Annotated in this window: 15 protein-coding genes; 5 read left to right on the top strand and 10 right to left on the bottom strand. The window is 32.5% G+C overall.

Translation table 11 applies throughout. The features are described from left to right. Window positions 1–21: 21 nt before the first annotated feature. Complete coding sequence (locus tag BLT46_RS02520) at window positions 22–1,434, bottom strand: hypothetical protein (RefSeq protein ID WP_090405703.1); 1,413 nt, start codon at window positions 1,432–1,434, stop codon at window positions 22–24. Between the two features lie 368 nt (window positions 1,435–1,802). On the opposite strand from BLT46_RS02520, the gene BLT46_RS02515 reads away from it, so the two are divergent. Next, complete coding sequence (locus BLT46_RS02515; protein WP_090405699.1) at window positions 1,803–2,801, top strand: 2-hydroxyacid dehydrogenase; 999 nt, start codon at window positions 1,803–1,805, stop codon at window positions 2,799–2,801. A 285-nt stretch (window positions 2,802–3,086) separates the two neighbouring features. Further along, window positions 3,087–5,840, top strand: coding sequence for a DEAD/DEAH box helicase family protein (locus BLT46_RS02510; protein WP_090405696.1), 2,754 nt, complete (start codon window positions 3,087–3,089; stop codon window positions 5,838–5,840). Window positions 5,841–5,983: 143 nt separating this feature from the next. On the opposite strand, the gene BLT46_RS02505 is transcribed toward BLT46_RS02510, so the two are convergent. Continuing rightward, window positions 5,984–8,356: a TonB-dependent receptor gene (locus BLT46_RS02505; RefSeq protein WP_090405693.1), complete on the bottom strand. Its 2,373-nt coding sequence runs from the start codon at window positions 8,354–8,356 to the stop codon at window positions 5,984–5,986. 14 nt (window positions 8,357–8,370) lie between these two features. Beyond that, window positions 8,371–10,752, bottom strand: coding sequence for a TonB-dependent receptor domain-containing protein (locus tag BLT46_RS02500; protein ID WP_090405690.1), 2,382 nt, complete (start codon window positions 10,750–10,752; stop codon window positions 8,371–8,373). 404 nt (window positions 10,753–11,156) lie between these two features. Between BLT46_RS02500 and BLT46_RS02495 the strand changes: the two genes are divergently transcribed. Further along, window positions 11,157–11,441, top strand: coding sequence for a helix-turn-helix domain-containing protein (locus BLT46_RS02495; protein WP_090405687.1), 285 nt, complete (start codon window positions 11,157–11,159; stop codon window positions 11,439–11,441). A gap of 119 nt (window positions 11,442–11,560) precedes the next feature. Here BLT46_RS02495 and BLT46_RS02490 read toward each other — a convergent pair whose 3' ends face one another. The 6 genes from BLT46_RS02490 to BLT46_RS02465 form a co-directional block, all read right to left on the bottom strand. Further along, window positions 11,561–12,562, bottom strand: a complete 1,002-nt coding sequence (locus BLT46_RS02490) for a beta-ketoacyl-ACP synthase III (protein ID WP_090405684.1) — start codon at window positions 12,560–12,562, stop codon at window positions 11,561–11,563. A 163-nt stretch (window positions 12,563–12,725) separates the two neighbouring features. Further along, window positions 12,726–13,622, bottom strand: a complete 897-nt coding sequence (locus BLT46_RS02485; RefSeq protein ID WP_090405681.1) for a helix-turn-helix domain-containing protein — start codon at window positions 13,620–13,622, stop codon at window positions 12,726–12,728. 370 nt (window positions 13,623–13,992) lie between these two features. Further along, a complete protein-coding gene (locus BLT46_RS02480; RefSeq protein WP_090405678.1) occupies window positions 13,993–17,178 on the bottom strand; it encodes an efflux RND transporter permease subunit in 3,186 nt (1,061 codons plus the stop codon). Window positions 17,179–17,198: 20 nt separating this feature from the next. Further along, window positions 17,199–18,260 carry an efflux RND transporter periplasmic adaptor subunit gene (locus BLT46_RS02475; RefSeq protein ID WP_090405675.1) on the bottom strand — a complete coding sequence of 354 codons (1,062 nt, stop codon included), beginning with the start codon at window positions 18,258–18,260 and terminating at the stop codon, window positions 17,199–17,201. 11 nt (window positions 18,261–18,271) lie between these two features. Next, a complete protein-coding gene (locus tag BLT46_RS02470; protein ID WP_090405672.1) occupies window positions 18,272–19,594 on the bottom strand; it encodes a TolC family protein in 1,323 nt (440 codons plus the stop codon). Continuing rightward, on the bottom strand, window positions 19,587–20,198 hold the full coding sequence (locus tag BLT46_RS02465; protein WP_090405669.1) for a TetR/AcrR family transcriptional regulator: 612 nt from the start codon (window positions 20,196–20,198) through the stop codon (window positions 19,587–19,589). The genes BLT46_RS02470 and BLT46_RS02465 overlap by 8 nt, the downstream gene beginning before the upstream one ends. Before the next feature lie 174 nt (window positions 20,199–20,372). Here BLT46_RS02465 and BLT46_RS02460 point away from each other — a divergent pair, with 174 nt between their 5' ends. Continuing rightward, window positions 20,373–21,347: a polyprenyl synthetase family protein gene (locus BLT46_RS02460; protein WP_090405666.1), complete on the top strand. Its 975-nt coding sequence runs from the start codon at window positions 20,373–20,375 to the stop codon at window positions 21,345–21,347. An 11-nt stretch (window positions 21,348–21,358) separates the two neighbouring features. Continuing rightward, a complete protein-coding gene (locus BLT46_RS02455; protein WP_245722925.1) occupies window positions 21,359–21,703 on the top strand; it encodes a hypothetical protein in 345 nt (114 codons plus the stop codon). Here BLT46_RS02455 and BLT46_RS02450 read toward each other — a convergent pair. Then, complete coding sequence (locus tag BLT46_RS02450; RefSeq protein ID WP_090405660.1) at window positions 21,687–22,262, bottom strand: hypothetical protein; 576 nt, start codon at window positions 22,260–22,262, stop codon at window positions 21,687–21,689. The two genes, BLT46_RS02455 and BLT46_RS02450, sit on opposite strands and share 17 nt — an antisense overlap. Window positions 22,263–22,280 lie beyond the last annotated feature (18 nt).

Below are 22,280 nucleotides of genomic sequence, written 5' to 3'. Positions count from 1 at the left end.
CATGAAATAGCCCTTTATTATTTAAAATAAACTGATTTGTCCTTCTTGGTCAAAAGAAGAGATTTTCTTCTCTCTTTTTCTTTCTTTCTTAGGTTTGTTTTCAATTGGTTCTGTAACAATTGTCTCTACGTCAAAGATTTCAATTTGCATAACATCTTTCGTATTAGTAGTGTTTTGCTTTTCTACTTCTGAATTTATATCCTGTTGAGGTTTGTTATCTACTAAAGGTAGCTCCGTTGCAGGTATTTCAAACAAGGTAGCTTCACTTTCTATAGTTGCGTCGTCTTCTATTACTGACGGTTGCTCTCTTGTTGTTATATCCTGTTGAGGTTTGTTATCTACTAAAGATAGCTCCGTTGCAGGTATTTCAAACAAGGTAGCTTCACTTTCTATAGTTGCGTCGTCTTCTACTACTGACGGCTGCTCTCTTGTTGTTATATCCTGTTGAGGTTTGTTATCTACTAAAGGTAGCTCCATTGCAGGTATTTCAAACAACGTTGTTTTATTCTGAAAAGAAGGTTTAGTCTCTTTTTGAGCTAAATCATTTTCCTCAGCATTGATACCTTTTTTAGCAATATTAAAAAATTCGCTAAACTTAGAATCGTTTAATGATTGTTGTTCTAATGCCGCCGCACTTGGAGGACAATCAGAAGGAATAGAATCTTCTGCTTTAATAATCTCCCAGTCCATTTTAGGGATTGTATTTTCATTTGTGAATTCAATAGAAAACAAATCTCTGTCTATTTCTTCCTGAACAGGTAGATTATCAAGTTCAAGCGTTTCCTCCCAAGCAATAGTTTCTTTTTCTTCTTCCATATCAATATCTGCTTGAGAACAACTTTTGTTGTTTACAGAAAAGATGTTTTCTTGAGTAGCTTCAGTGAATAAATTCAAATGAGTTTCATCCGTTACTCCATTATTAAAGTTTAACGATTCAAAAGCAGCTGGCTCTAATGTTATTTCCACCTGCTGGTCAGTAGTTTCATTTACGAAAAGTTCAGTTTCAACAAGATTAGTAGCAATAACGGGAGTAGTAACCTCATCATTATGCTCAACATCAACTACTGCAAAATCTTCTTCTTTAGCAAAAATATCCACCTTGGTATGCAACTCATTGATAAGTCTTTTTATCCTTTTGATATGTGGGCTATCATTAAATAATTGTTTATTAAAAACAGCATCCAATAATTTATATAAAGAATAAGCTTCGTGGTACTTTAGAACTAAAGAATGCTTTTTATTATGGTCAAGAATAGAAACCTGTTTTTGAATGTTTTTTGCTTTCTCTTCCAACTTAGTAATTAGATCTTCTTTAGTGCTTATAAGCAAAGCATCTGTTATGTTTTTTACAGCGTAATCATCAGTTTGTTGAACCATTTTTATAACTGTAAGAAGAACATCATTATTTAATTTAAGTTGAATTTTTGCGATCATTTTGTGTTTGGAAAAAGCTGTTTTATAAGTTTCTAAGAAAGTACACAAAATAATGAAAAAATATTGTAAGTAATAAGAAATAAGCTGAAAATATTATTATAAGAAGCGGGCTTATCTGATAAGAATTAGTATAAAAGTATAAAATGACATTTTGGTTTAGGCATAAAGTTTTTTTAATTAATTATTTCCTTGTTCAAAGAGATATAATTTACTGTAAGAAGAAGAAAATATATTTTATAAAAGAGGCAAAATGAGATTATTTGGCAAGAAAGAGGAGGATTGTTAAATTTAATGAGTAACTTTAATTCTTGGTAAGAATATAGGTTCTTATGGTATGTTAATTGTGTTATAACAAAAAAAATAAAATTATGAAAATTGCTTTCTTTTCAGCGCAGCCTTATGATATTACTTTCTTCAATAAAGAGAACAAAAGTTTCGGTTTTGAGTTAGAATATTTTGATACAGGATTAGAAGAACAAACAGTAAATCTTATTACAGAAGGAACGGATACTGTATGTGTATTCGTTAATGATAAAGTAGATGCTGAGGTTATTAAAAAATTAGCAAAGAAGAATGTGAAGTACATTGCTTTGCGTTGTGCTGGTTTTAATAATGTTGACCTTGAAGAGGCACATAAGCACAATATTAAAGTTTGTAGAGTACCAGCATATTCTCCTGAAGCAGTAGCTGAGCATACATTAGCTTTATTGTTTACATTAAATAGAAAAATTCATAAAGCATATAACCGTGTACGCGAGCAAAACTATTCATTGAATGGGTTATTAGGAACAAATATTTACAAAAAGACCGTAGGTATTATTGGTACTGGTAATATTGGAGCAGTATTTTGCAGAATGATGAAAGCTTTAGGTACAGAAGTATTAGCTTATGATATTTATGAAAACGAAGAATTGAAAAACGAAGGTATCAAATATGTAAGTTTAGAGGATATTTATGCTAAGTCTGATATTATTTCTTTACACTGTCCTTTGACGCCTGATACATTGCACTTGATTAATGAAACCACTATTGCTAAGATGAAAGACGGTGTGTTCTTGATAAATACAAGTAGAGGAAAGCTTATTGAATCACACGCAGCTATTCAAGCTTTGCGTGCAAAGAAAATAGGTGCATTAGCTATTGATGTATATGAACAAGAAGAGAAAGTATTTTTCCGCGACTTGTCCGAAACTATCTTAGAAGATGAGAGATTGCAGTTGTTAACATCATTCCCGAATGTAATTGTAACAGCTCATCAAGCTTTCTTTACAGATGAAGCATTGTCACAAATATCTTATATTACCTTAGATAACTTAAAACAGTTATCTACCAAAGGAGCAATAGAAGGTAGAGTAGCTGAGCTATAAAAATATTATTGTAATTCTTGAATTCGGCAAGCAGAAACACAAAAGTTTCTGCTTGCTTTTTTTATGATTATATTCTAAAAATAAATTACTTCTAAGACAGTTAGTTTATCTATTTAGAATAATTGTTGTGTTTGATGTAAGAACTAAGACCTTGTTAATATGACAAAGTTAATGTCGTTTTGTAATGTAGCTTATAACATAAAGAAGATTAGTACTTTTAAAACTCGCATTATGTAATTTAGTATAGTTGATTTTTTTTGTATCTTTTCCTTTTAATTCATAACAGTGAAAGAATTCCCCTCCCATATTTGTTTTAAATATACCTGGCGTAGTTACCAACAAAAGGTATTAGACCAGTTAGACCAGCATTTAAGTGATGACAAACTTCATATCGTCGCACCTCCTGGTTCTGGGAAAACAGTACTTGGTCTTGAAGTAATGTTGCGATTAAATAAACCAACCTTAATTTTAGCTCCTACATTGGCTGTTCGCAATCAATGGGTAGAACGCTTTTGTGAATTATTTTTACAAGTAGATGAGGTTCCTAATTGGATATCTCGAGATTTATACAAATCACAATTTCTAACGGTATCAACTTATCAAGGACTTCACGCTGCTTTTAATAATCTAAAAGAAGAGGAGGAAGTATTAGAAGAAGAAGAGGTAGAGAGAACCGTTTCTTATGGTAACAGGAATGGAGATAATATTATTCAATTGCTACAAGAAGTAGGTATTTCAACTATCATTGTAGATGAAGCACATCATTTAAAAAAGGAATGGTGGAAGTCATTAGATTTTTTAGAACAGAAGTTATCGCCAACCGTTGTTGGACTTACGGCTACTCCTCCTTATGATGTTACTGGTTTTGAGTGGAATCGTTACATCTCATTAAACGGACCAATTGATGAGGAGATTTTTGTTCCTGAATTAATTGGAGAAGGAGATTTGTGCCCTCATCAAGACTATATTTATTTTAGTATGCCTGAGCTACACGAAAGAGAGGCTATACTTGAAATACGGAATAATGTCCACGAGATTTATACTAAGTTGCGTCAGAATGGAGAGCTAATAGCTGATTTAGAACAAACCCCCGTTTATCAAAATCCAATGGAGTACCTTGATTGGATATATGAAAACCTTGCTAATTATATGGCGTGTTTGGTATTGATAAACGACTTTAGGGGAACGTTGCCATCTGTACATTTAGAGGTTTTAGGAGATGAAGAAGCGACAGTTCCAATTCTGACATATGAATGGATGGAAAAGGCTTTAAACTTTTATTGTTTTAGGGGAAAGATCTTTTTTGAAGACATTGAAGGGTATGAAGAAAGAGTTGAGAAGATAATTAACAGACTTCGTCGTTATGGAGCGATGGAGCACCGTCAAATACGTTTTGGGAATAGCAAAAAAGAGAATGGACTACTTAATGCAAGTGTCAATAAGCTAAGTAGTATTTTAGATATAGTTAATTTTGAAGAGCAATGTTTGCAAGACCAATTGCGTTTAGTCATCTTAGCGGATTATATACGCAAGGAATACCACGTTCAGAAAGAAATAAATGATAGTACCTTGAGTAAAGTTGGCGTTGTATCGATTTTTGAACATTTGAGAAGGAACACGTCTTATACTACTAAATTAGGAGTATTAACAGGAGCATTAGTGATTATCCCTGTTTCAGCGAAAGAGCGACTTGTGACGTTAATGCAAGAGAGAAATATAAGGGAAGTAGCCATTCTTCCTGTAGCTTATGATAGTTCTTATATTGAAATAAGTATTAGAGAACATTTCAAAAATGACGTGATTCATCTTATTACTCGGCTTTTTGAAGAAGGGGAAATAAAAGTATTAGTTGGAACCAAAGCTCTTTTAGGAGAAGGATGGGATGCTCCTGCTATTAATGCGCTTATCCTTGCCAGTGCCGTAGGCTCATATGTTTCCTCTAATCAAATGAGGGGACGTGCTATTCGTACGGAGCGTAATAATCCAACAAAGACAGCAAATATTTGGCATTTAGTCTGTTTAGACCCAGATGTAGAACACGGAGGGAATGATAGAAATGTATTGTCACGCCGTTTTCGTGGCTTTGTTGGAATATCAAATCACGAGGAAGAAGAACAAGTTGTTATTAGCAATGGTACACAGCGATTGTTATTACCTTATTCATTACAAACATATGAAGAGATAGCGGAACAAAATAAAAGAACCTTTGAACAAGCAAAGAATAGGGAAGCGCTATACAGCCGATGGAATGAAGGAATAGCAAAGGGAACGGATTTAGTACATACGATTAAAATTCCTTTTATCCCAACTCAAGACAATCGTACTTTAGAGAGTGTGAAAGCTTTTTATACTCGTAAAACAATTGCGAATGCACTATTCTCTTTAGGTGTATTAATTGGTACTTTCTTGATTAACCAGTTTTATTTTTTAATGTTAAATGTGGTTATTTGGGGTGATATGAATAAAGAAGGATTCTTGTTTTGGCTATTCAACACATTCTTTATGGGAGTGTTTTTAAAGTTTGGCAAGAAAGCTTATAGAAATTATAAGATTGCCAGAAAGTATAGAGATATTAGCTTAGATGTACTTGATATCGCAACAGCTTTATTGGATACACTGTGTAAGTTTGAATTGATAGCAACACCTAAAGAAGAAATAGAGATTATCAGTAGAATTGATGTATTTGGCAGCATATATTGTGTTGTAAAAGGAACAACTGTTTTGGAAGGTAATTTATTCGTTAGCTGTTTAAATGAGATATTAGCTCCAATAGATAATCCACGTTATGTAATTGAAAGGCGTTCTTTTTTAGCCCATGCAGATAGTTACTCTGATTTTCACGCAGTACCAGAATGTTTAGGAATGAATAGAAAGATGGTAGATTACTTCGCCGGAAGATGGGCAAAATATGTAGGTCCAACGCGCATTGTTTACACGCGAACACCTGAAGGAAGAAGTGAGTTACTTAGTTGTCGAGTTGATGCTTTGTCAAACCAGTTAGCAGATAACGGAATACGAGAAGAGAATGTTTGGGTGTAAAAACAAAAATAAAAAGTAGATGAGTAAATAGAATATAATTAGCTTATACAAGTACATAAAAAAGCTTATAAAAGTTTGTATATAAATTTAAACGCCCATTAAGCAAGTGCTTTAATGGGCGTTTTTTCTGTAATCAAGACTAACTAATTACTTCTATTTTTATCTTCGAAGTTGGCTTCTTTTATTTGTTTTTTATTGCTGCTATTTCCAAAAGAATACGAAGCACTAAGGTTTAGTCTTCTTGAATTCCATTTGTTAGCAAATGTCTGTGTATTGTTTTCATAATACATTGTTCCACTTGATTTTCCTGTGTTGAATATATCAGAAAGGGTTACGTTTATATTAAGCTTCTTATCTAATAGAGCAAACTTAGCTCCTGTTGATAATGTTTTGTAACTATTATATTTTGTGTTGTCTTCTTTATTAGGCAGTTGGTGATACCAGTTTAAGAACAGTTTTACTGTTTTAGCGTTATTCACATTAAATGTATTCTGTGAGTAATAGCTAAAAGTTGGTCCATTCTGAGGTACTTGTGATGCTTCTTGTGCTCTATAGTACGCAATAGCATAGTAATAGTTTGCACCTGTATTAGTTTCCCACCAAGGCAATATCTTATTACTATAAGACACATCAATACCATAACTTTCTTGGTTAAGCATATTGTAATATGTTGACGCCATTATTCCATTTTCAAATGTTGCTAATTGATCAAATGAATCCGTCAATTTGTTATAGTTTAGTGTGAATGACAGTGTGCTATTGAATACATAATTTAATTCAAAATTGTTTGTAATAGCAGGACTTAATTCAGGGTTACCACTGTTGTATGAATATTTGTTCTCATAATATCTAAACGGATTTAGAATGTTAGAATAAGGTCTATTGATGCGTTTTGCGTAATTAAAGCTAAACGAGTGATTGTCATTAGGGTCAAATGATATATAAGCAGTAGGGAACCATTTACCATAAGACTTGGTAAACTTTTCATCTGTATCTAACAAATGACCTTTTACTTCTGTTTGTTCATAGCGCAGCCCTCCTTTTACTTGCCATTTGTCACTTAATTTTTTGCTTAAGCTGAAATAAGCAGCATAATTATCTTCTGCATAGTTAAAGCGATTACTCTTTTTGTTGTCTAAAACATAATCATCGTTCTTCCAGTTGTAATAGTTTACAGTTGCTTTGTTGTCGTAATTGGTATATTTACCACCTATTTCAACATCAGCCCATTTTAGTTTGTAAGACAAATCAGCAGTTGCGCTCCACACATTATAATCAAGTTTATTCGTGTAATACATTTGATTGCTAATAGCACTTATAGCGTTATAGTCCACAATTGTGTTTGTGTTGTCTGGAATATTAGCAAAATAATTTATTCCTAAAGACAACTTACTACCTAAGGTATCTAACTTGTGGTCAAAGAAGGTATTTAATGTATGATAATAGTTTTTCGAATCACCATTGCTTAAAGATGTTATTGTTGAATCAATGACAGCTTGAGGATATGTGCTATAAATAGTCTTGTTATGGCGTTTAGAGTCGTTTGTCATACGTGTGATGTCGTACGTTATACCAACTAATGCATTGTCTGTAATTTGGTAATTTGTAGTTAAGTTTCCGCCAACAGATTTGTATTTCGAATTCCAATCTGAGTTAGAAGCCATTCCTTTTGTCGCTTCAGTATAAGTGTAATTGTTTTCAGATTGGTAGTGGCCGTCATTACCATTAGCTTTCAACATTATACTCCACTTTTTATTTTGAAAGTTTACACTCCCATTTGCGTTATAGCTTGGATTGTTATTATAGGAATACGAACCACTTGCAGTACCATATAATCCCATTGTCTTATTTTTTTTCAACACAATATTTATCATTCCACTATTACCAGAAGCTTCATACCTGGCAGGGGGAGAAGTTATCACTTCAATACGCTCGATATCATCAGAGCGCAATGTTTTTAAATAGTTAGTTAATGCATCACCTGATAAATAAAGAGGTCTATCATCTACCATAATAGTAACACCACTTTTACCAACAATGCTCACTTTATCATCTACTACTTTTACAAGAGGAGTATTGGTCAATGCTTCAATCGCATTCATACCTTGAGATGAAATACTATTAGCTGTATTGAATACAAGGCGATCCACTTTACGTTCGATTAGCTTTTTTTCTGCTTGTACAACAATTTCGTCTAATTGGTTATTATCTTTAATTTGAATTACTCCTAAATCAATACTCTCTGTCAATGATAATTTTTGGTTGTTGAGGTTTTTGCCGAAGTACACAATTTTAAAGTCATAATCACCAGAAGGTATATCTTCTATTACAAAAGTTCCATTCTCATCAGAAAATACTTGTTTAATCAAGACGTCTTTCGGTTGTGTTAATAAAATTTCAGCAAAGTCAATAGGTGTGTTGTTCTCATTGGTTACTTTACCTTTAACCCAATGCTGTGCCCAAGTAGTTGTGCAAAACAAAGAAAAAAGAATAGTAGTTGTCAATAAATGTTTCATAATTAGTTAGTAGGTTATTTTCGGTTGATTTCGTCTTTATTTCCCCCCTGATGTTCCGTTACTCTAATTTTCGAGTTTCCAAAAGAGTAAGAAAGTCCAACATTAACATAGCGAGTTAGTGTATTTGCTTTATATGTTTGTCGCACTCCGTTAGTTTCTGTTACAGCAACTTGTGCACTTCTTCGCAATATGTCATTTACATATAACGACATATTTAGCTTTTTATTTACCATAGCGTATTTTAAACCAAGATTTAATGAGGACATAGTACTAAGATTATACATCAAAACATTAAATTTAGGTTGTATCCAGTAATCAACTTGAGCTTGTAATGTTTTTTCTGTATTTAGAGTAATCGTATTGTTAGTTGAAAAATGAGTTCCCCAACCATTCAAAGTTTCAAAATCCAGATCTTTGATAAGTTTTGTTTTATTGTGAAATGCACTGAATGAGTTTTGTGATTGTAACCAAGGCAATGTATTAAATGCATAAGTGATAGATCCGTTAAAAGAATACATATCGAAAATATTATCGTTTAAATACATCTGTGTATTTGTCTCTGGATCTGCAAGCGGGTATTGAGAAAAAGAGTCTTTTGATTTAGCATAACGCAGAGAAGTTATCAACTTCCCTTTAAACGTATGTGTAAGCTCTACACTATTAGAGAAAATAGGTTGTAATTTAGGATTACCTTCTACAAAACTATATTCGTTAACATACCAACGAAAAGGATTTAACTGCCAAAAACTTGGACGCATAATGCGACGGCTGTAATTCACAGAGAATATATTATCGTCATTCATCTCGTATGACACATATAAACTCGGAAATAGTTTAGTGTAATCATTCTTATCCGTTGTGTTGTAAATCTTAGAAAAACCTTCTGTTTGTGTGCTTTCTAATCTTAAACCAGCTTGTGCTTGCCATTTTTCTCCAAAAGATTTGTTTCCACTAACATAAAGAGCTTGTGTATTCTCTTTGTATTCAAAATTATCTTTCTGTTTATCATCTTGAACAGGACTACCAGAAGTTAGATCAAAGAAGTTTGTTTTGTTTTTAGTAGTTGTGAAACTTGCCTTTGCTCCATAAGAAAGTTTGAAGTCTTTAAACGGTTGTTCAACGTCAACTTTAACACTGTAATTATCAATATTTTGTTCTCCAGTACTCTCAGCAATAATTGCTTTGTTAACAAAGTTATCAACACTATATTCATTTGTGTTGAAAAGTCTACTTTTATCATTATTAAAAGAAAAGTAATCAAAGTCTAAATTTAATTTAGTTCCCAGTGTATCAAACTTTTGAGTAAGGTGTGCATTAACAGAATGATTGTTAGTAATATTTTTAGTTTTCCCGTCTGTTGTTATTGTTTTTATTAAGTTATCAACAGGGTTATTAACAAGTGTAGTTGTGTAATCATCTTCACTTGGTGTGTTTTTACCACCTCTGTATTGTACTCCAAAAGAAGTTTTGTCAGAAGCTTTATAATCAATTAAAAAGTTGCCAGAAATACTACCATTATTTGAATTACTATTATTAGTTGAATACCAAGTTTGAGTAGGATAAGAGAGAATAGACTTATCTTTTCCAGCAGCATAACCTATTGTTCCATTAATACCTGCATTAATAGATACTTTATTTTTATTGTAATTGAATACATCACCAATTCTCCATATAGCTTTCTGCGAGGCCATTAAGCCAGTAGATATTTGATTGCTCCACGCATCTTGTTTAGGTTCTTTTAGAACAATATTGATAAGTCCACTTTGTCCCTCTGCTTCATATTTAGCAGGAGGTGCAGTAATTACCTCAATCTTTTTAATATTATCAGAAGGAATTGTTTTTAAATAGTTTAGTAATTGTTCCCCTGACAGATGAACAATTTTATCATCAATCATTACTCTAACAGCGCCTTTTCCAATTAAATCAATTGATTGGTCGTCTACTTTTACTCCAGGAGTTAATTTAAGTAGGTCAGTTACATTGTTATTAGTAGCGTGAACAGAATTTTCAATGTTGAAAACCGTTCGATCTACTTTTCGTTCAAAAACTTTCGCTTGTGTTTTAACAATAATTTCGTCTAAGTTATTATTAGTATCAATTATTATTTCACCTAAATCTACCGGAGTAGTTACTTCAATTGTTTTTTCGAGATATTGAATACCGAAGCTATGGATTTGAAATAAGTAAGCATTATTTTCTACGTTATCTAAATTGAATTCCCCCTTTTCATTGGAAAATGTCTGTTGAATTAACTTTCCATTCCTATCCAATAAATATATTTCAGCAAAATCTACGGGTGTTTTTGCTGTATTAATAACAGTTCCTTTAATACTGTTTTGAGCATTAGCGATAAGTGTAATTAAAAATAGTGAAGTAGTTAGTATAAAATGTTTCATAGTATATTTTTTTTTGATGACTAAAAGTCTATAAATATGCCAATGAAAAATAAATTTGTAACCAGTTGATTTGTAGTGTTTTGTTTTATTATTTTAAGACAAGCATGTTCAGATATGAACAGTTTTTTTTTGAAAGTGAACAGAATAGGTAAGTATATAAAAAAAGAAAACTGCTTGGGGAAAGCAGTTTTCTTGGCTAAGCTATATGATTAAATTATTTCTGACTAAAAGATAATCACTTTTTGAGCTTGACCGGCTTTGTTGTTTATGAAAATTTGTTAGTACAAAAGTAATGATATTTTTCATATCTTTTACTTTATGAATTTATAATTGTTATTTTTGTTTTAAAAATACGGCTGTTCGTGTTTAAATATTAAACAGAACAATGTGCTAATGTTAAGTTTATGGAAATTGATAAAATTAAAAGTAGAAGAAAATTATTGGGGTATTCTCAAGAATTTGTAGCGAGTAAGTTAGGACTTTCTCAAAAAGCTTATTCTGATATTGAGAGTGGGAAAACAAAGCTAAAAAGCGAAGTGTTGAATGAAATTGCTAAAATATTGGAAATTTCTCCTGCTACTATTTGTCCAATTGCGTGCGATTGTCATTTTGATATTGATGCAAAACACAAAGGGTTGATAGCTTATTTAATGGAAAGAGGAATTGATTTTCCAGAGAAGTTTATTTAAGACAATACAGACAATAGCATACCTTATTTTTCTATTATTTCTTTAAGTAGAGGATAGTTGAGTAGAAAGGGGTATAGGTATAAACAAGAAAAGAGATGTATATACATCTCTTTTCTTGTTTATATAGACCATCTTAGGATACTTGCTCCCCAAGAGAAACCTGCTCCAAAAGCCGTTAGTAAGATTAAATCATTTTTCTTTATTTGATTTGTATTTTCCCAAATACACAATGGAATAGTTGCAGCAATCGTATTTCCATAATTTGCAATATTAACCAATGTTTTTTCAGGTTGAATTTTAATTTCTTTACCTACTGCATCAATGATTCTTTTGTTAGCTTGATGAGGTACTAACCAATTTACATCTTCAATAGTTAAATCATTTTTTTGTAGTACATCTAAACAAGCATCACTCATAGATTGTATAGCGTGTTTAAATACAACCTTACCATCTTGTTTAATATATTTTTTGTCTTCTATATTTTTATTTTCAGAAGTAGGATATAAAGAACCACCACCTTCAATATTTAAGAACTCTCTCCCTTGTCCGTTACTGTGCATAACTGCATCTAAAATTCCTTCTTCCATAGAAGGTTCTAACCATACTACACCAGCTCCGTCTCCAAACAGAATATTAGTAGAACGATCTTTAATATTTACATAAGCACTGATTTTATCAGCCCCAACAACAAGTACATTTTTATAACGACGTGTTTCTACTAAAGAAGACCCAAGGTCAAGAGCATATAAAAAACCAGAACAAGCAGCATTAACGTCAAATCCCCATACATTGTCTAAGCCTAATTTTTCGCAAATGATATTTGCAGTAGCGGGCATAGGCATATCAGGAGTAGAAGTTGCTACAATAATAGCATCAACCATTTTGATATCTTTTTGATAAGTAGCAAGTAAGTTTTTGATTGCAGCAACTGCCATATCAGAAGTAGCAAGCCCGGAATTCAAAATTCTTCTTTCTTTAATACCTGTTCTTTTAGTGATCCATTCATCAGAAGTTTCAGTTACTAAAGCTAAGTCAGCATTAGTTCTTTTTTCTTCTGGGACATATCCTCCAATAGCTGTAATGGATGCAAATAGTTGTTTTTTACTATTAATTTCTTTCATTTTTCACGCGTCTTTATATCAAATAAAGTTGTTAAGTTCTGTTTGACTATATACTGACTTAAAACATCCCAAATTTCTTATATTTCTTGTTTTTTTAAGTAGATAATTAAACGGATTAAGTTGTTAAAAAGACGCAATTATACGGAGAACTACTAAAGAAAAGTTAATTGTTATTTTTAAATTCTGTCGGAGAAATACCAGTATGGGTTTTAAAGAATTTACTAAATACCGAAAGGTCTTGAAAGTTTAATTCATTTATCACATCAGAAATAGATAAACGAGGGTTTTTCAATAAAACTTTAGCTTCCAATATAATAGTCTCTGATATAATTTGTTTAGGAGTCTTTTTGAAAACATCTACAATTGTTTTTGTTAAGTGTTTTCGACTGATATACATTTGGTCAGCATAAAATTGTACGCTATGCTCTTTTTTAAAATGCGTTGCTACTAAATAAAGGAATGTTTTTGTTGTTTCTTCTTTGCGAAGTTGTTTACCGTTATTTTGTATTAAAATAGTTTTATTGTAAAAATGCCCTAATTCATACATAAGAATAGAGAAATAGTTTAGAATTAGGTCTTTGCCAAAAGTATGTTCATTTCTAAAACAAAGTTTAGAAAGTTCTTTTAGATTATTTCTAATCTTACTAATAACTGTTTTATCTAAAGAAATAATCTTTGGATATTGTGATGATAGAAATTGAATAAGATTATTTGATTTAATGTGGAAACCTGCCTCTAAAAATATATCAGCATCAACAAAAAGAGTCTTGACTGTGAAATCATCAGTACATTTTTTTATTTCAAACAACTGATTAGAAAGAACTACAAGTAAATCGTCTTTTTTTACCATAGTAGGTTCGAAATTAATAGTAATCTCACATTTTCCACGCGTAACTAAAATAAGTCCAAAAACATTGAACTGATAGGGTCTATCTACAACAAAATATTGATTGTGTTTTGGACCAATTTCAAAAATAGCAAGGCGTTTATCTGTTAAGATATGCTTGTATCTGTCTGTAATATTGTCTAAAGAATAGACCTGTACGAAGTCTGAATTCACTATAATATAAAGGATTTTTAAGAAAAATAAAAGTAACGAATAGTTAGGGATTAATCATTAATAAGTAATAATAAATTAGGAGTAAAGTGAAAGTTGAACCTTTGTGTACGTAGCAATTTAATAGCAAGGAGATAGGGGGTGTAAAGCATACTCTCTTACTGAAAACACAGTGTATACATAATGAATAGAAACGATTACCATAATTCTTATGGGAGCATTATGGCACACTATGGAAGCACCCGGTAAAAAAATTGAGTGAAACCTTTGTTAGTTACTTTGTTTGCTAATGTTTTATGTGTTTAGCCTAAAAGGGTAAGTCCAAAAAAAGGGAGTTTTTAAAAAGCTCCCTTAATCTAATACATAAATACTTTTATTTAGAAGAATCTGTTTTTGAAGCAAACTCATCTACGAAGTTGTCATTTACTGTATAATCTTTGACCATCAATGCAGCGAAGTCTACCTTTTCTTTCTTTCCAAAGCGATTTCCAATTTTATCAAAAATAGAATAGATAATAGGTACAATCACCAAGGTTAAAAATAGAGAAGAAAGTAGTCCCCCAATAATTACTACAGCTAATCCGTTATTCATTTCAGAACCAGCCCCACTTGCTAATGCAATAGGCACCATTCCGATTACCATTGCAATTGTAGTCATTAAAATTGGACGTAAACGCGCGTGATTGGCAGCGATTAATGCATCGTGTACGCTGTCTCCAGCTTCAACTCTATGGTTGGCAAAATCCACTAATAAAATAGCATTCTTACATACCAAACCAATCAACATAATGATACCTAAAATGGTAAAGATATTCAACGATATATTGGCAATTGCTAAGGCTAATAAAGCTCCAATAAATGAAAGAGGAACAGCAAAAATTACGATAAATGGTTTTGAGAAACTATCGTATAAAGCTACCATCACCAAGTAAACAAAGATAATTGCAGCTAATAAAGCAACTCCTAATGTACCGAAACCTTCTTCTTGATCTTCCATTGTTCCAGACCACTGGTAGTTTACCCCAGCTTTTTTCTCTAGTTGATCAAATTGCGCTAACCATTCGTTTCCGATTTGGCCAGGATCCCGTCCTATCGTTTGTGATTTAATGGTTACAGATGGCGTTTTATCTCTTCTTTCCAATACAGATGGTCCTGAGCTATAAGCAACAGTTGCGAATTGTTGTAATTTGATATTTTGTCCTATGTTGTTCATAAACGAAATATCTTTTACATCGTCAATTGTTCCTCTGGCGTATTCTTGAAAACGGATGTTGATATCATATTCATATTCACCAGCTCTAAACTTACTATCTGTATTTCCATTGAATGCCGTTTGCATAGTCATACCAACCGTATACATATCTAACCCTAAAGCAGCCATTTTATCACGGTCAACTTGTACATTAATCTCTGGACTACCAGTTTCAGAAGTTAGTTTAACCTCCATAGCACCTGGAATCTGTTCTAAAATATCTTTAGCTTGAATAGCAAAATCCATAGCATCGTCTAAAGAAGAACCTGTTACTGTAAGGGAAAGAGGAGCCTCTTCAGCACCAATTAATCCTACAGGAACGGTTTTGATTTTAGCATCAACAACAAGTGGTGCTAATTCGTTTTTCAACTTTGCAGCATAAACGAATGAGTTGTCTTTACGTTGTTTTTTATCAACTAATACAACTTGAATTTCCGATTTATATTTTGTCCCTTGAATTCCTCCATACCCTTCAGAAGATTGTCCAACTGTGGTAATTAAATCCTGAATCTCAGGTTTTGTTTGTAGGTATTCTTCTACTTTTTGAGTTACCTTATTTGTTTGTTCAACAGATGCATCTTTTGGCAATTCTAATTGAACAAGGAACTCTCCTTTATCTGTTTTAGGGAAAAACTCGAAACCGATATATCCCATTGGCGCTAAAGCAATTGATGCAAAGAAAGTGATACCTACTACGATCAATACAATAATTGTGTTACGTGTAGAGTTTAATGACCACACTAATAAGTCAGAAATAGCGTGCGTAAAACGGCTTAATCCTTTTTCAAAGTTGTGCAAGATTTTTCCAAAGAAAGAACTTGGTTTAATTACTTCAATTTTTCCATAACGCGATGACAACCAAGGAACAATTGTAAATGATACCAATAAAGAAAGCATTGTAGCAATAATTACCGTAACACAGAATTGTTTAATAATGTTCGGAACCAATCCTGATGACATTGCAATAGGTAAGAATACAACAACAATTACTAAGGTAATTGCAGTTACAGTAAACCCAATTTCTTTTGCACCATCATAAGAAGCACGTACTTTGTTTTTCCCCATCTCCATGTGGCGGTGAATATTTTCAATTACCACGATGGCATCATCCACAAGAATACCAACTACTAACGATAGTGCTAGTAAACTCAATAAGTTTAATGAGTATCCAAATAAATATAGTCCAAGGAATGTTGCGATTAATGATAATGGAATTGCTACCATTACAATTAAGGCATTTCTGAAACTATGTAAGAAGAAAAGCATTACAAAAGCCACTAAAACAACTGCTAAGAAAAGGTCAAAAATAACTGAGTTTGCCGCCTTCAATGTAAATTGAGACGTATCGTTAGCAATGTGTATTTTTAAATCAATATCACTATTGTTATTTTCTACTTCAGCAATAGTTTGGTGTACAAGCTCACTAATTGTCACAGCATTCGCATCTGATTGTTTGATGATTTGCATTAAAATAGTTGACTTTTGATTTAATCTCGCGATTTTCTCAATCTCTTTAATACCATCTTGTACATCAGCAATATCACTTAGACGAATGTCAATTCCTCCTTTAGAAGCAATAACAAGTTCTCGCATTTCCTCTACGTTCTTGTATTTACCTGCTAAACGGATTAATGTTTGTTTGTCGTTTGATTTTACGTTTCCAGTTGGGAAGTCAAGGTTAGATGCCAATATCATTTGTTGAACCGCAGGTACGTTTAAACCATAGGCTTCAATTTTCTTTGGATCAAGTAATACTTGGATTTGTCTTTCCTCACCACCAATTAATTCAACTTTAGCCACTCCGTTTACACGAGAGAAGATAGGTTGGATTTTCTTGTCTAATAAATCATATAACTCCTTTTCATTTGAATTACTCGTAACACTCAATGTCATAATTGGCAAGTCACTTAGGGAATATTTTTGAAGAGAAGGAGGGTCAACGTCTTTTGGTAAATCTTTTAAGATGGCATTAATTTTACGTTGCGCATCATTTAAAGATAAATCCACATCAGCCTCAGAAGTTAATGCAATCATTACAGTAGATAAGCTTTCAAAAGACATAGCCTCTACCTTTTTTACATTTTCTAAAGAAGCCACTGCATCTTCTATTTTTTTGGTTACAGTATTTTCTATTTCAGAAGGCGAAGCCCCCGGATAAACAGTAGCTACTGTAATTACGTTAACTTCAAATTTGGGGATTAATTCATAGCTCAAGTTTTTGTAACTATAAATACCTCCTAAAATTAAAGCGATAAATAAAACGATAATAATACTTGGTCGTTTTATTGATATTTCTGCTATTTTCATAAGTAAATCCTTTAGGGATGTTATTTAATGATTGTAACAGATGCGTTATCTGTTAAGTTAATTTGTCCTGAAGTGATAACTGTATCCCCTTCTTTAAGTCCGTCTAAAATTTCTACGAAGTCCCCAAAGTTTCTACCTGAAACAACTGTTTTGGCAATCGCTTTATCATTAACAACAGTGTAAATTAGATTTGAGCTAACACTACCTACAAAGGCATTTCTTGGAACCATTAAAATAGGAGTAGCTTGGTTTTCTTCGGAGTCAAAATAAGCAGAACCATACATACCAGCTCTTAACTTAGCATTGGCATTATTTGTAATTAGTAAGTCCACTGGAAAGTTTAAAGCAGCATCAGCCTTAGGAGCGATAAAAGTAACTTTACCTTGAAACTCTTCATTTGACAATACACTTGCTTTAACCTTGATTACATCACCTTCTTTTAAGTTAGCAACGTGTTGTTCGTCAACATTAACTCTCAATTTCAATTGATTTACGTTTACTAATTCAAAAAGAGGAGCACCTGGAGCAACGAAAGTTCCTAACTCAACGTGTTTTTTATTGATGATCCCGTCTATAGGAGCCTTGATATGTGTATCATTAGCTGTGATTCGTGCAGAGTTAAGATTAGCCTCCGCATTTTTCACTAATAATTTCACTTGGTCTAATTGCTGTTTAGTTACCCCACCTGTATTGAAAGCGCTTTCAAAGCGAGCCAAATCAGCTTTAGCAGTAGCATAAGCAGCTTCTGCATTTTGTAATTGCACATTTATTTGGTCAACATTTATCAAGGCTAAAGCTTGTCCTTTTCGCACAGAAGTACCTTCGTCAACCAATAATTTGATAACGCGTCCAGGAGTTTCAGCAGAGATAATTACCTCTTGAAAAGGCATAAAGTTTCCATTAGCTTTATAATTAGCATTTATGTTTTGAATTTTAGCTTGTTCTGCACGAACAGAAATAATAGTACTTTTTTCTGCTACAATTGTAGTTTCCGCTTCATTTTTAGATTTATTGCTTGTCAAGATATAGGTAGTACCACCAAGTAGTGCGATCACTACAAGAGCTGTAATTATTTTTTTCATAGTATTAGGTGTTAGTCAAGTAAAGATTTTAATTCTCCTTGAGCTTTTATCAATTGTATTTCAGATAATTTATAATCAAGTATAGATGTAGTGTAATTGTTTTCTGCTTGCGTAAAAGCATTTTCTGCATTAAGCAAGTCAGTTAAAGTAGCTAATCCGTGTTTATAATTGTTTTGGATATTGCTTAAAATACTTTTAGCCAATTCGACATTATCTTTTTGAATGTTGATTGAAATTAGAGAGTTTTCAAGCGATTTCTGTGCATTTTTAAATGCTAATGTCAAGGCGTTTTTCGTATCTTGTAATTGCACATCTATTTTGTCTAATTCAATTTTAACTTGTCTTACTTTAGCCCTTGTTTCAAAACCGTTAAACACCGGAACCTTTAAGCTTAATCCAACCATTGCATTATTAGTCCAAAATACACCTTCACTTGGTTTCTTACCCCATACAAACTCACTTCCTGTTCCTTGGTAATTCATCGTACCAAAAGCAGCAAGAGAAGGGTAGTAGTCTGCTTGGCTTGCTTTTTTCTTGTAATTCAGTAAATCCTTTTGTTTTTCAAGCAAGTGAATTTCGGTTCTATTGTCTATTTTATTGTCTAATAGTACAATAGACTCATCAATCTCGAAAGAGTTGTTAGCTAAGGTAATTTCCTCATTTAAGTCCATTCCAATTAAAAACTTCAAAGCGTTTTGTTGTAAGTCAACCGCATTAACGATTTGCTGTCTTTGTGCTTGTAGGTTACTTAAGCTCACTTTAGTACGATCTAAGTCAATCTGAGTTGCCAAACCGTTTTTATGTAAGTCCTCAATAATCTTCATTATTTTCGTTGTACTGGCGATAGTAGTTTCAATTGTAGACAACATTTCTTTCGCTTGAAAAACTTGGTAATAAGTAGTAGAAACCTTCTCAATGATTAATTCATCAGTCAGCTCTTTATTGATGATATAAAAATCTTTAGCCGTTCTTGCTGCCTTCAAGCCCATAAAAACAGCTTGGTTGAACAATACCTGTGAAACCGTAGCAGTAGCTTGAGAGTTCCACTTTAAGTTAACCGGAATCATTTGAGTTTGATCTCCTAAAGTCAGTGGCATTTTTTGAATAAGAGGGTTGTTAACTACATTAGCTTCAATATTCAAATGAGGCAAAGCATTTGCTCGGACCTCTTCGATTTGATATTGACTATTTGTGATATCTAAATCAGCAATTTTAGCTTCAGCTTTAAATTCTAAAGCGTGCAGTAAAGCATCTTTAAGTGAAAGCTCTCTATTTTGTGCAATAGCAAAAAAACTGAAGAGCAATAGTACAGACGTTAGCGTGTATCTATTCATTCGTATTTTTATCTTTAATTAATTTTTCAAATAATTGTACCCCTTTTTCTGTAGCGATACTTCTGATATGGTATTCTAAATGTTGGCTGTGTATTTCTTTTTGATCAAACTCTTCTATTGGAAAGTATTCAATATCATCAATAGCACAAACCGAAGCCAAGTGGAATCTTGATACATATTCGATGTCTATATTATTTCTATAAACTCCTTCTTTGATTCCTTTCTCTAAGTTTCTTTGGATGATATGTAAATACTTTTTACGGTGAAAAGCTTTTTGTTTTTCACAAACTTTAGGATAGTATTTATTCAGTTGGTACAAAGAAGCAGAAGTATCAATGGCAAAAATCTTATCAATGTCTTCGTGAGACATAACTATTTCTTCAATAGCTCCGTGGTTTTTAGCAATAGTGATTTCTAATTGTTCAATGAACTTTTGATTTAAATAAGCTAAACTCTTTTCAATCAATTCAGGTTTTGAACTATAATATTGATAGATTGTTTTTTTAGAGATAGACAATTCAGATGCGATATCATCCATTGTAACAGTCTTATACCCTTGAGCTAAAAACATTTCTGTTGCCTTTAATAAAATTTCAGATTCCATAAGTTCTTGTTTTGTGGAGGCAAATATACTATGGAAACTAATTAAGTTTTATAGTTTCCTTGGTGTTAAGAAAACTTTAACTTGTTAAAAAGTTTCCGTGTTTAGAAGTATTAATGTTAGGATAGTCGTTATACTTAAAAAAAACGCGTATTTTTACACAAAATTTTTAGTGAAATGCAATCAATCGTTAAATACAAAGAGCAGATATCTGCTTTTATAGAGTCTATTTCTTTAGATAGATCCCCTAAGGATTTATACGATCCTATCTCATATATTTTATCCCTTGGAGGGAAACAAATTCGTCCGGTATTGACATTAATGTCAGCTGAAGTTTTTGGAATAGAAGCTAATAAAGCGATTCATGCGGCTACTGCCATCGAATTGTTTCACAATTTCTCATTGATGCACGACGATATTATGGATGATGCCTCATTGAGAAGAGGGAATGCAACAGTACATGAGAAATGGGATGTAAATACAGCTATTTTATCAGGAGACGCAATGTTAATCTTGGCTTATCAATATTTTGAAGAGTATGAGCCAGAGACATTCAGAGATTTAGCAAAATTGTTTAGCAAAACAGCGATAGAAGTATGTGAAGGTCAGCAGTGGGATATTTGTTTCGAAAAAAGAAATGATGTTCAGATTCCGGAGTACTTAAAAATGATTGAGTATAAAACAGCTGTTTTAGTAGGAGCTGCTTTAAAAATGGGAGCAATAGTAGCTAAGACAAGTGAGAAAAATGCGAATGACATTTATGATTTTGGATTAAACTTAGGGTTAGCTTTCCAATTACAAGACGATTATTTAGATGCCTTTGGAGACGAAGCAACATTTGGAAAAACGATAGGAGGCGATATTCTTGAAAACAAGAAAACGTATTTATACTTGAAAGCATTAATTAATGGGACTGCTGAGCAGAAACAAGAGTTAACGAAATATTTCTCTACAACAGAAGGAGATGAAGCTGCAAAAATTAAACGCGTAAAAGAATTATTTGTAGAGACTACCTCAGCAACAGATTCACAAACGTTGATTAAAGACTATACTGAAAAAGCTCTTAGTATTTTAGATGGAATGGATATTCCAGCAGAAAAGAAAGAATTACTACAAGTATTCAGTAATGAATTAATGAATAGAAGAGTTTAAATAAGATAATTATGTTACAAGCTGTAGAATACTTAGAGCAACAAATTAGCGAAACCCATTTTTTTGATGACTTGGTTAAACAAGTTCAGAAAGACTTTCAGATGGCCGTTGATTTAGATATTGAATTTACAGCACAGACTCCTGCAGAATTAGTTGTTCAGGTAGTCAATGAGTTACATAGAGTAATAACTTCGACATCTGTTTCAAAGTTTTCCAACCTTTTATATAGGGTTGATGTAGCAGAAGCAGATGTCAAAGCTATTAAAAGTCAAGATATAGAAGAATATCTTGAACGCATTGCATTCTTGTTGTTAAAACGAGAATTTCAAAAGGTGGTTATTAGAAATACATTCTAACAAACGGCATATAAGCCCCGCCGTAAACCATATCTTTTTCTTTGTAAAGAACATTATAACGGATACCTATTGTAACAGGGCCACTGCTATAACCTATCCCTAAAAATAGGGCAGTATTCCAGAAGTTATCGCTTGCTTTTTCTCTATCGTAATAAGTGTAATTATTATTAACTCTTAACTGTTCCAGTTCAGCAGAAAGCTGTAATTGAGGAATAGGGTTAGACAAAGCGATTAAACTTCCTCCATATAACCACGAATCATATTCTTTTATAGAAGAATAATAGTACCCCCTATCTTTACTTTGTATGTAACTACCTTGTAGACCTACACCAGCGCTAAAATACTCATTTACTTGGTAAATAGCACTTGGAGCAATCATAATATCAGTATACCCGCTTCCAAACCCTATACCTAAACCACCCCCAAATTTCCAATTTTTATTAAAATCGTGATTTTTGGTATTATTTTTGGATTCTTGTGCAAGAATAGAAGTAGAGGTATTTAAAAAAAACGATATTGACAAAAAAAGCAATAAAGAGTTGACATTAAATATTTTCATTTCTGTTTTGTAGATTAA

This window comes from Myroides phaeus (genome assembly GCF_900099675.1).
In the GTDB taxonomy this organism is placed as follows: domain Bacteria; phylum Bacteroidota; class Bacteroidia; order Flavobacteriales; family Flavobacteriaceae; genus Flavobacterium; species Flavobacterium phaeum.
The sequence above is the reverse complement of the archived record's forward strand: the minus strand, read 5'-3'. Positions and strand labels throughout refer to the sequence as shown.

Bases quoted from the DNA above. Each gene is read 5' to 3' on its own strand.
- BLT46_RS02520 (WP_090405703.1), bottom strand. From the start codon at position 1,434: ATGATCGCAAAAATTCAACTTAAATTAAATAATGATGTTCTTCTTACA.
- BLT46_RS02515 (WP_090405699.1), top strand. From the start codon at position 1,803: ATGAAAATTGCTTTCTTTTCAGCGCAGCCTTATGATATTACTTTCTTC.
- BLT46_RS02505 (WP_090405693.1), bottom strand. From the start codon at position 8,356: ATGAAACATTTATTGACAACTACTATTCTTTTTTCTTTGTTTTGCACA.
- BLT46_RS02500 (WP_090405690.1), bottom strand. From the start codon at position 10,752: ATGAAACATTTTATACTAACTACTTCACTATTTTTAATTACACTTATC.
- BLT46_RS02495 (WP_090405687.1), top strand. From the start codon at position 11,157: ATGGAAATTGATAAAATTAAAAGTAGAAGAAAATTATTGGGGTATTCT.
- BLT46_RS02490 (WP_090405684.1), bottom strand. From the start codon at position 12,562: ATGAAAGAAATTAATAGTAAAAAACAACTATTTGCATCCATTACAGCT.
- BLT46_RS02480 (WP_090405678.1), bottom strand. From the start codon at position 17,178: ATGAAAATAGCAGAAATATCAATAAAACGACCAAGTATTATTATCGTT.
- BLT46_RS02475 (WP_090405675.1), bottom strand. From the start codon at position 18,260: ATGAAAAAAATAATTACAGCTCTTGTAGTGATCGCACTACTTGGTGGT.
- BLT46_RS02470 (WP_090405672.1), bottom strand. From the start codon at position 19,594: ATGAATAGATACACGCTAACGTCTGTACTATTGCTCTTCAGTTTTTTT.
- BLT46_RS02465 (WP_090405669.1), bottom strand. From the start codon at position 20,198: ATGGAATCTGAAATTTTATTAAAGGCAACAGAAATGTTTTTAGCTCAA.
- BLT46_RS02460 (WP_090405666.1), top strand. From the start codon at position 20,373: ATGCAATCAATCGTTAAATACAAAGAGCAGATATCTGCTTTTATAGAG.
- BLT46_RS02455 (WP_245722925.1), top strand. From the start codon at position 21,359: ATGTTACAAGCTGTAGAATACTTAGAGCAACAAATTAGCGAAACCCAT.
- BLT46_RS02450 (WP_090405660.1), bottom strand. From the start codon at position 22,262: ATGAAAATATTTAATGTCAACTCTTTATTGCTTTTTTTGTCAATATCG.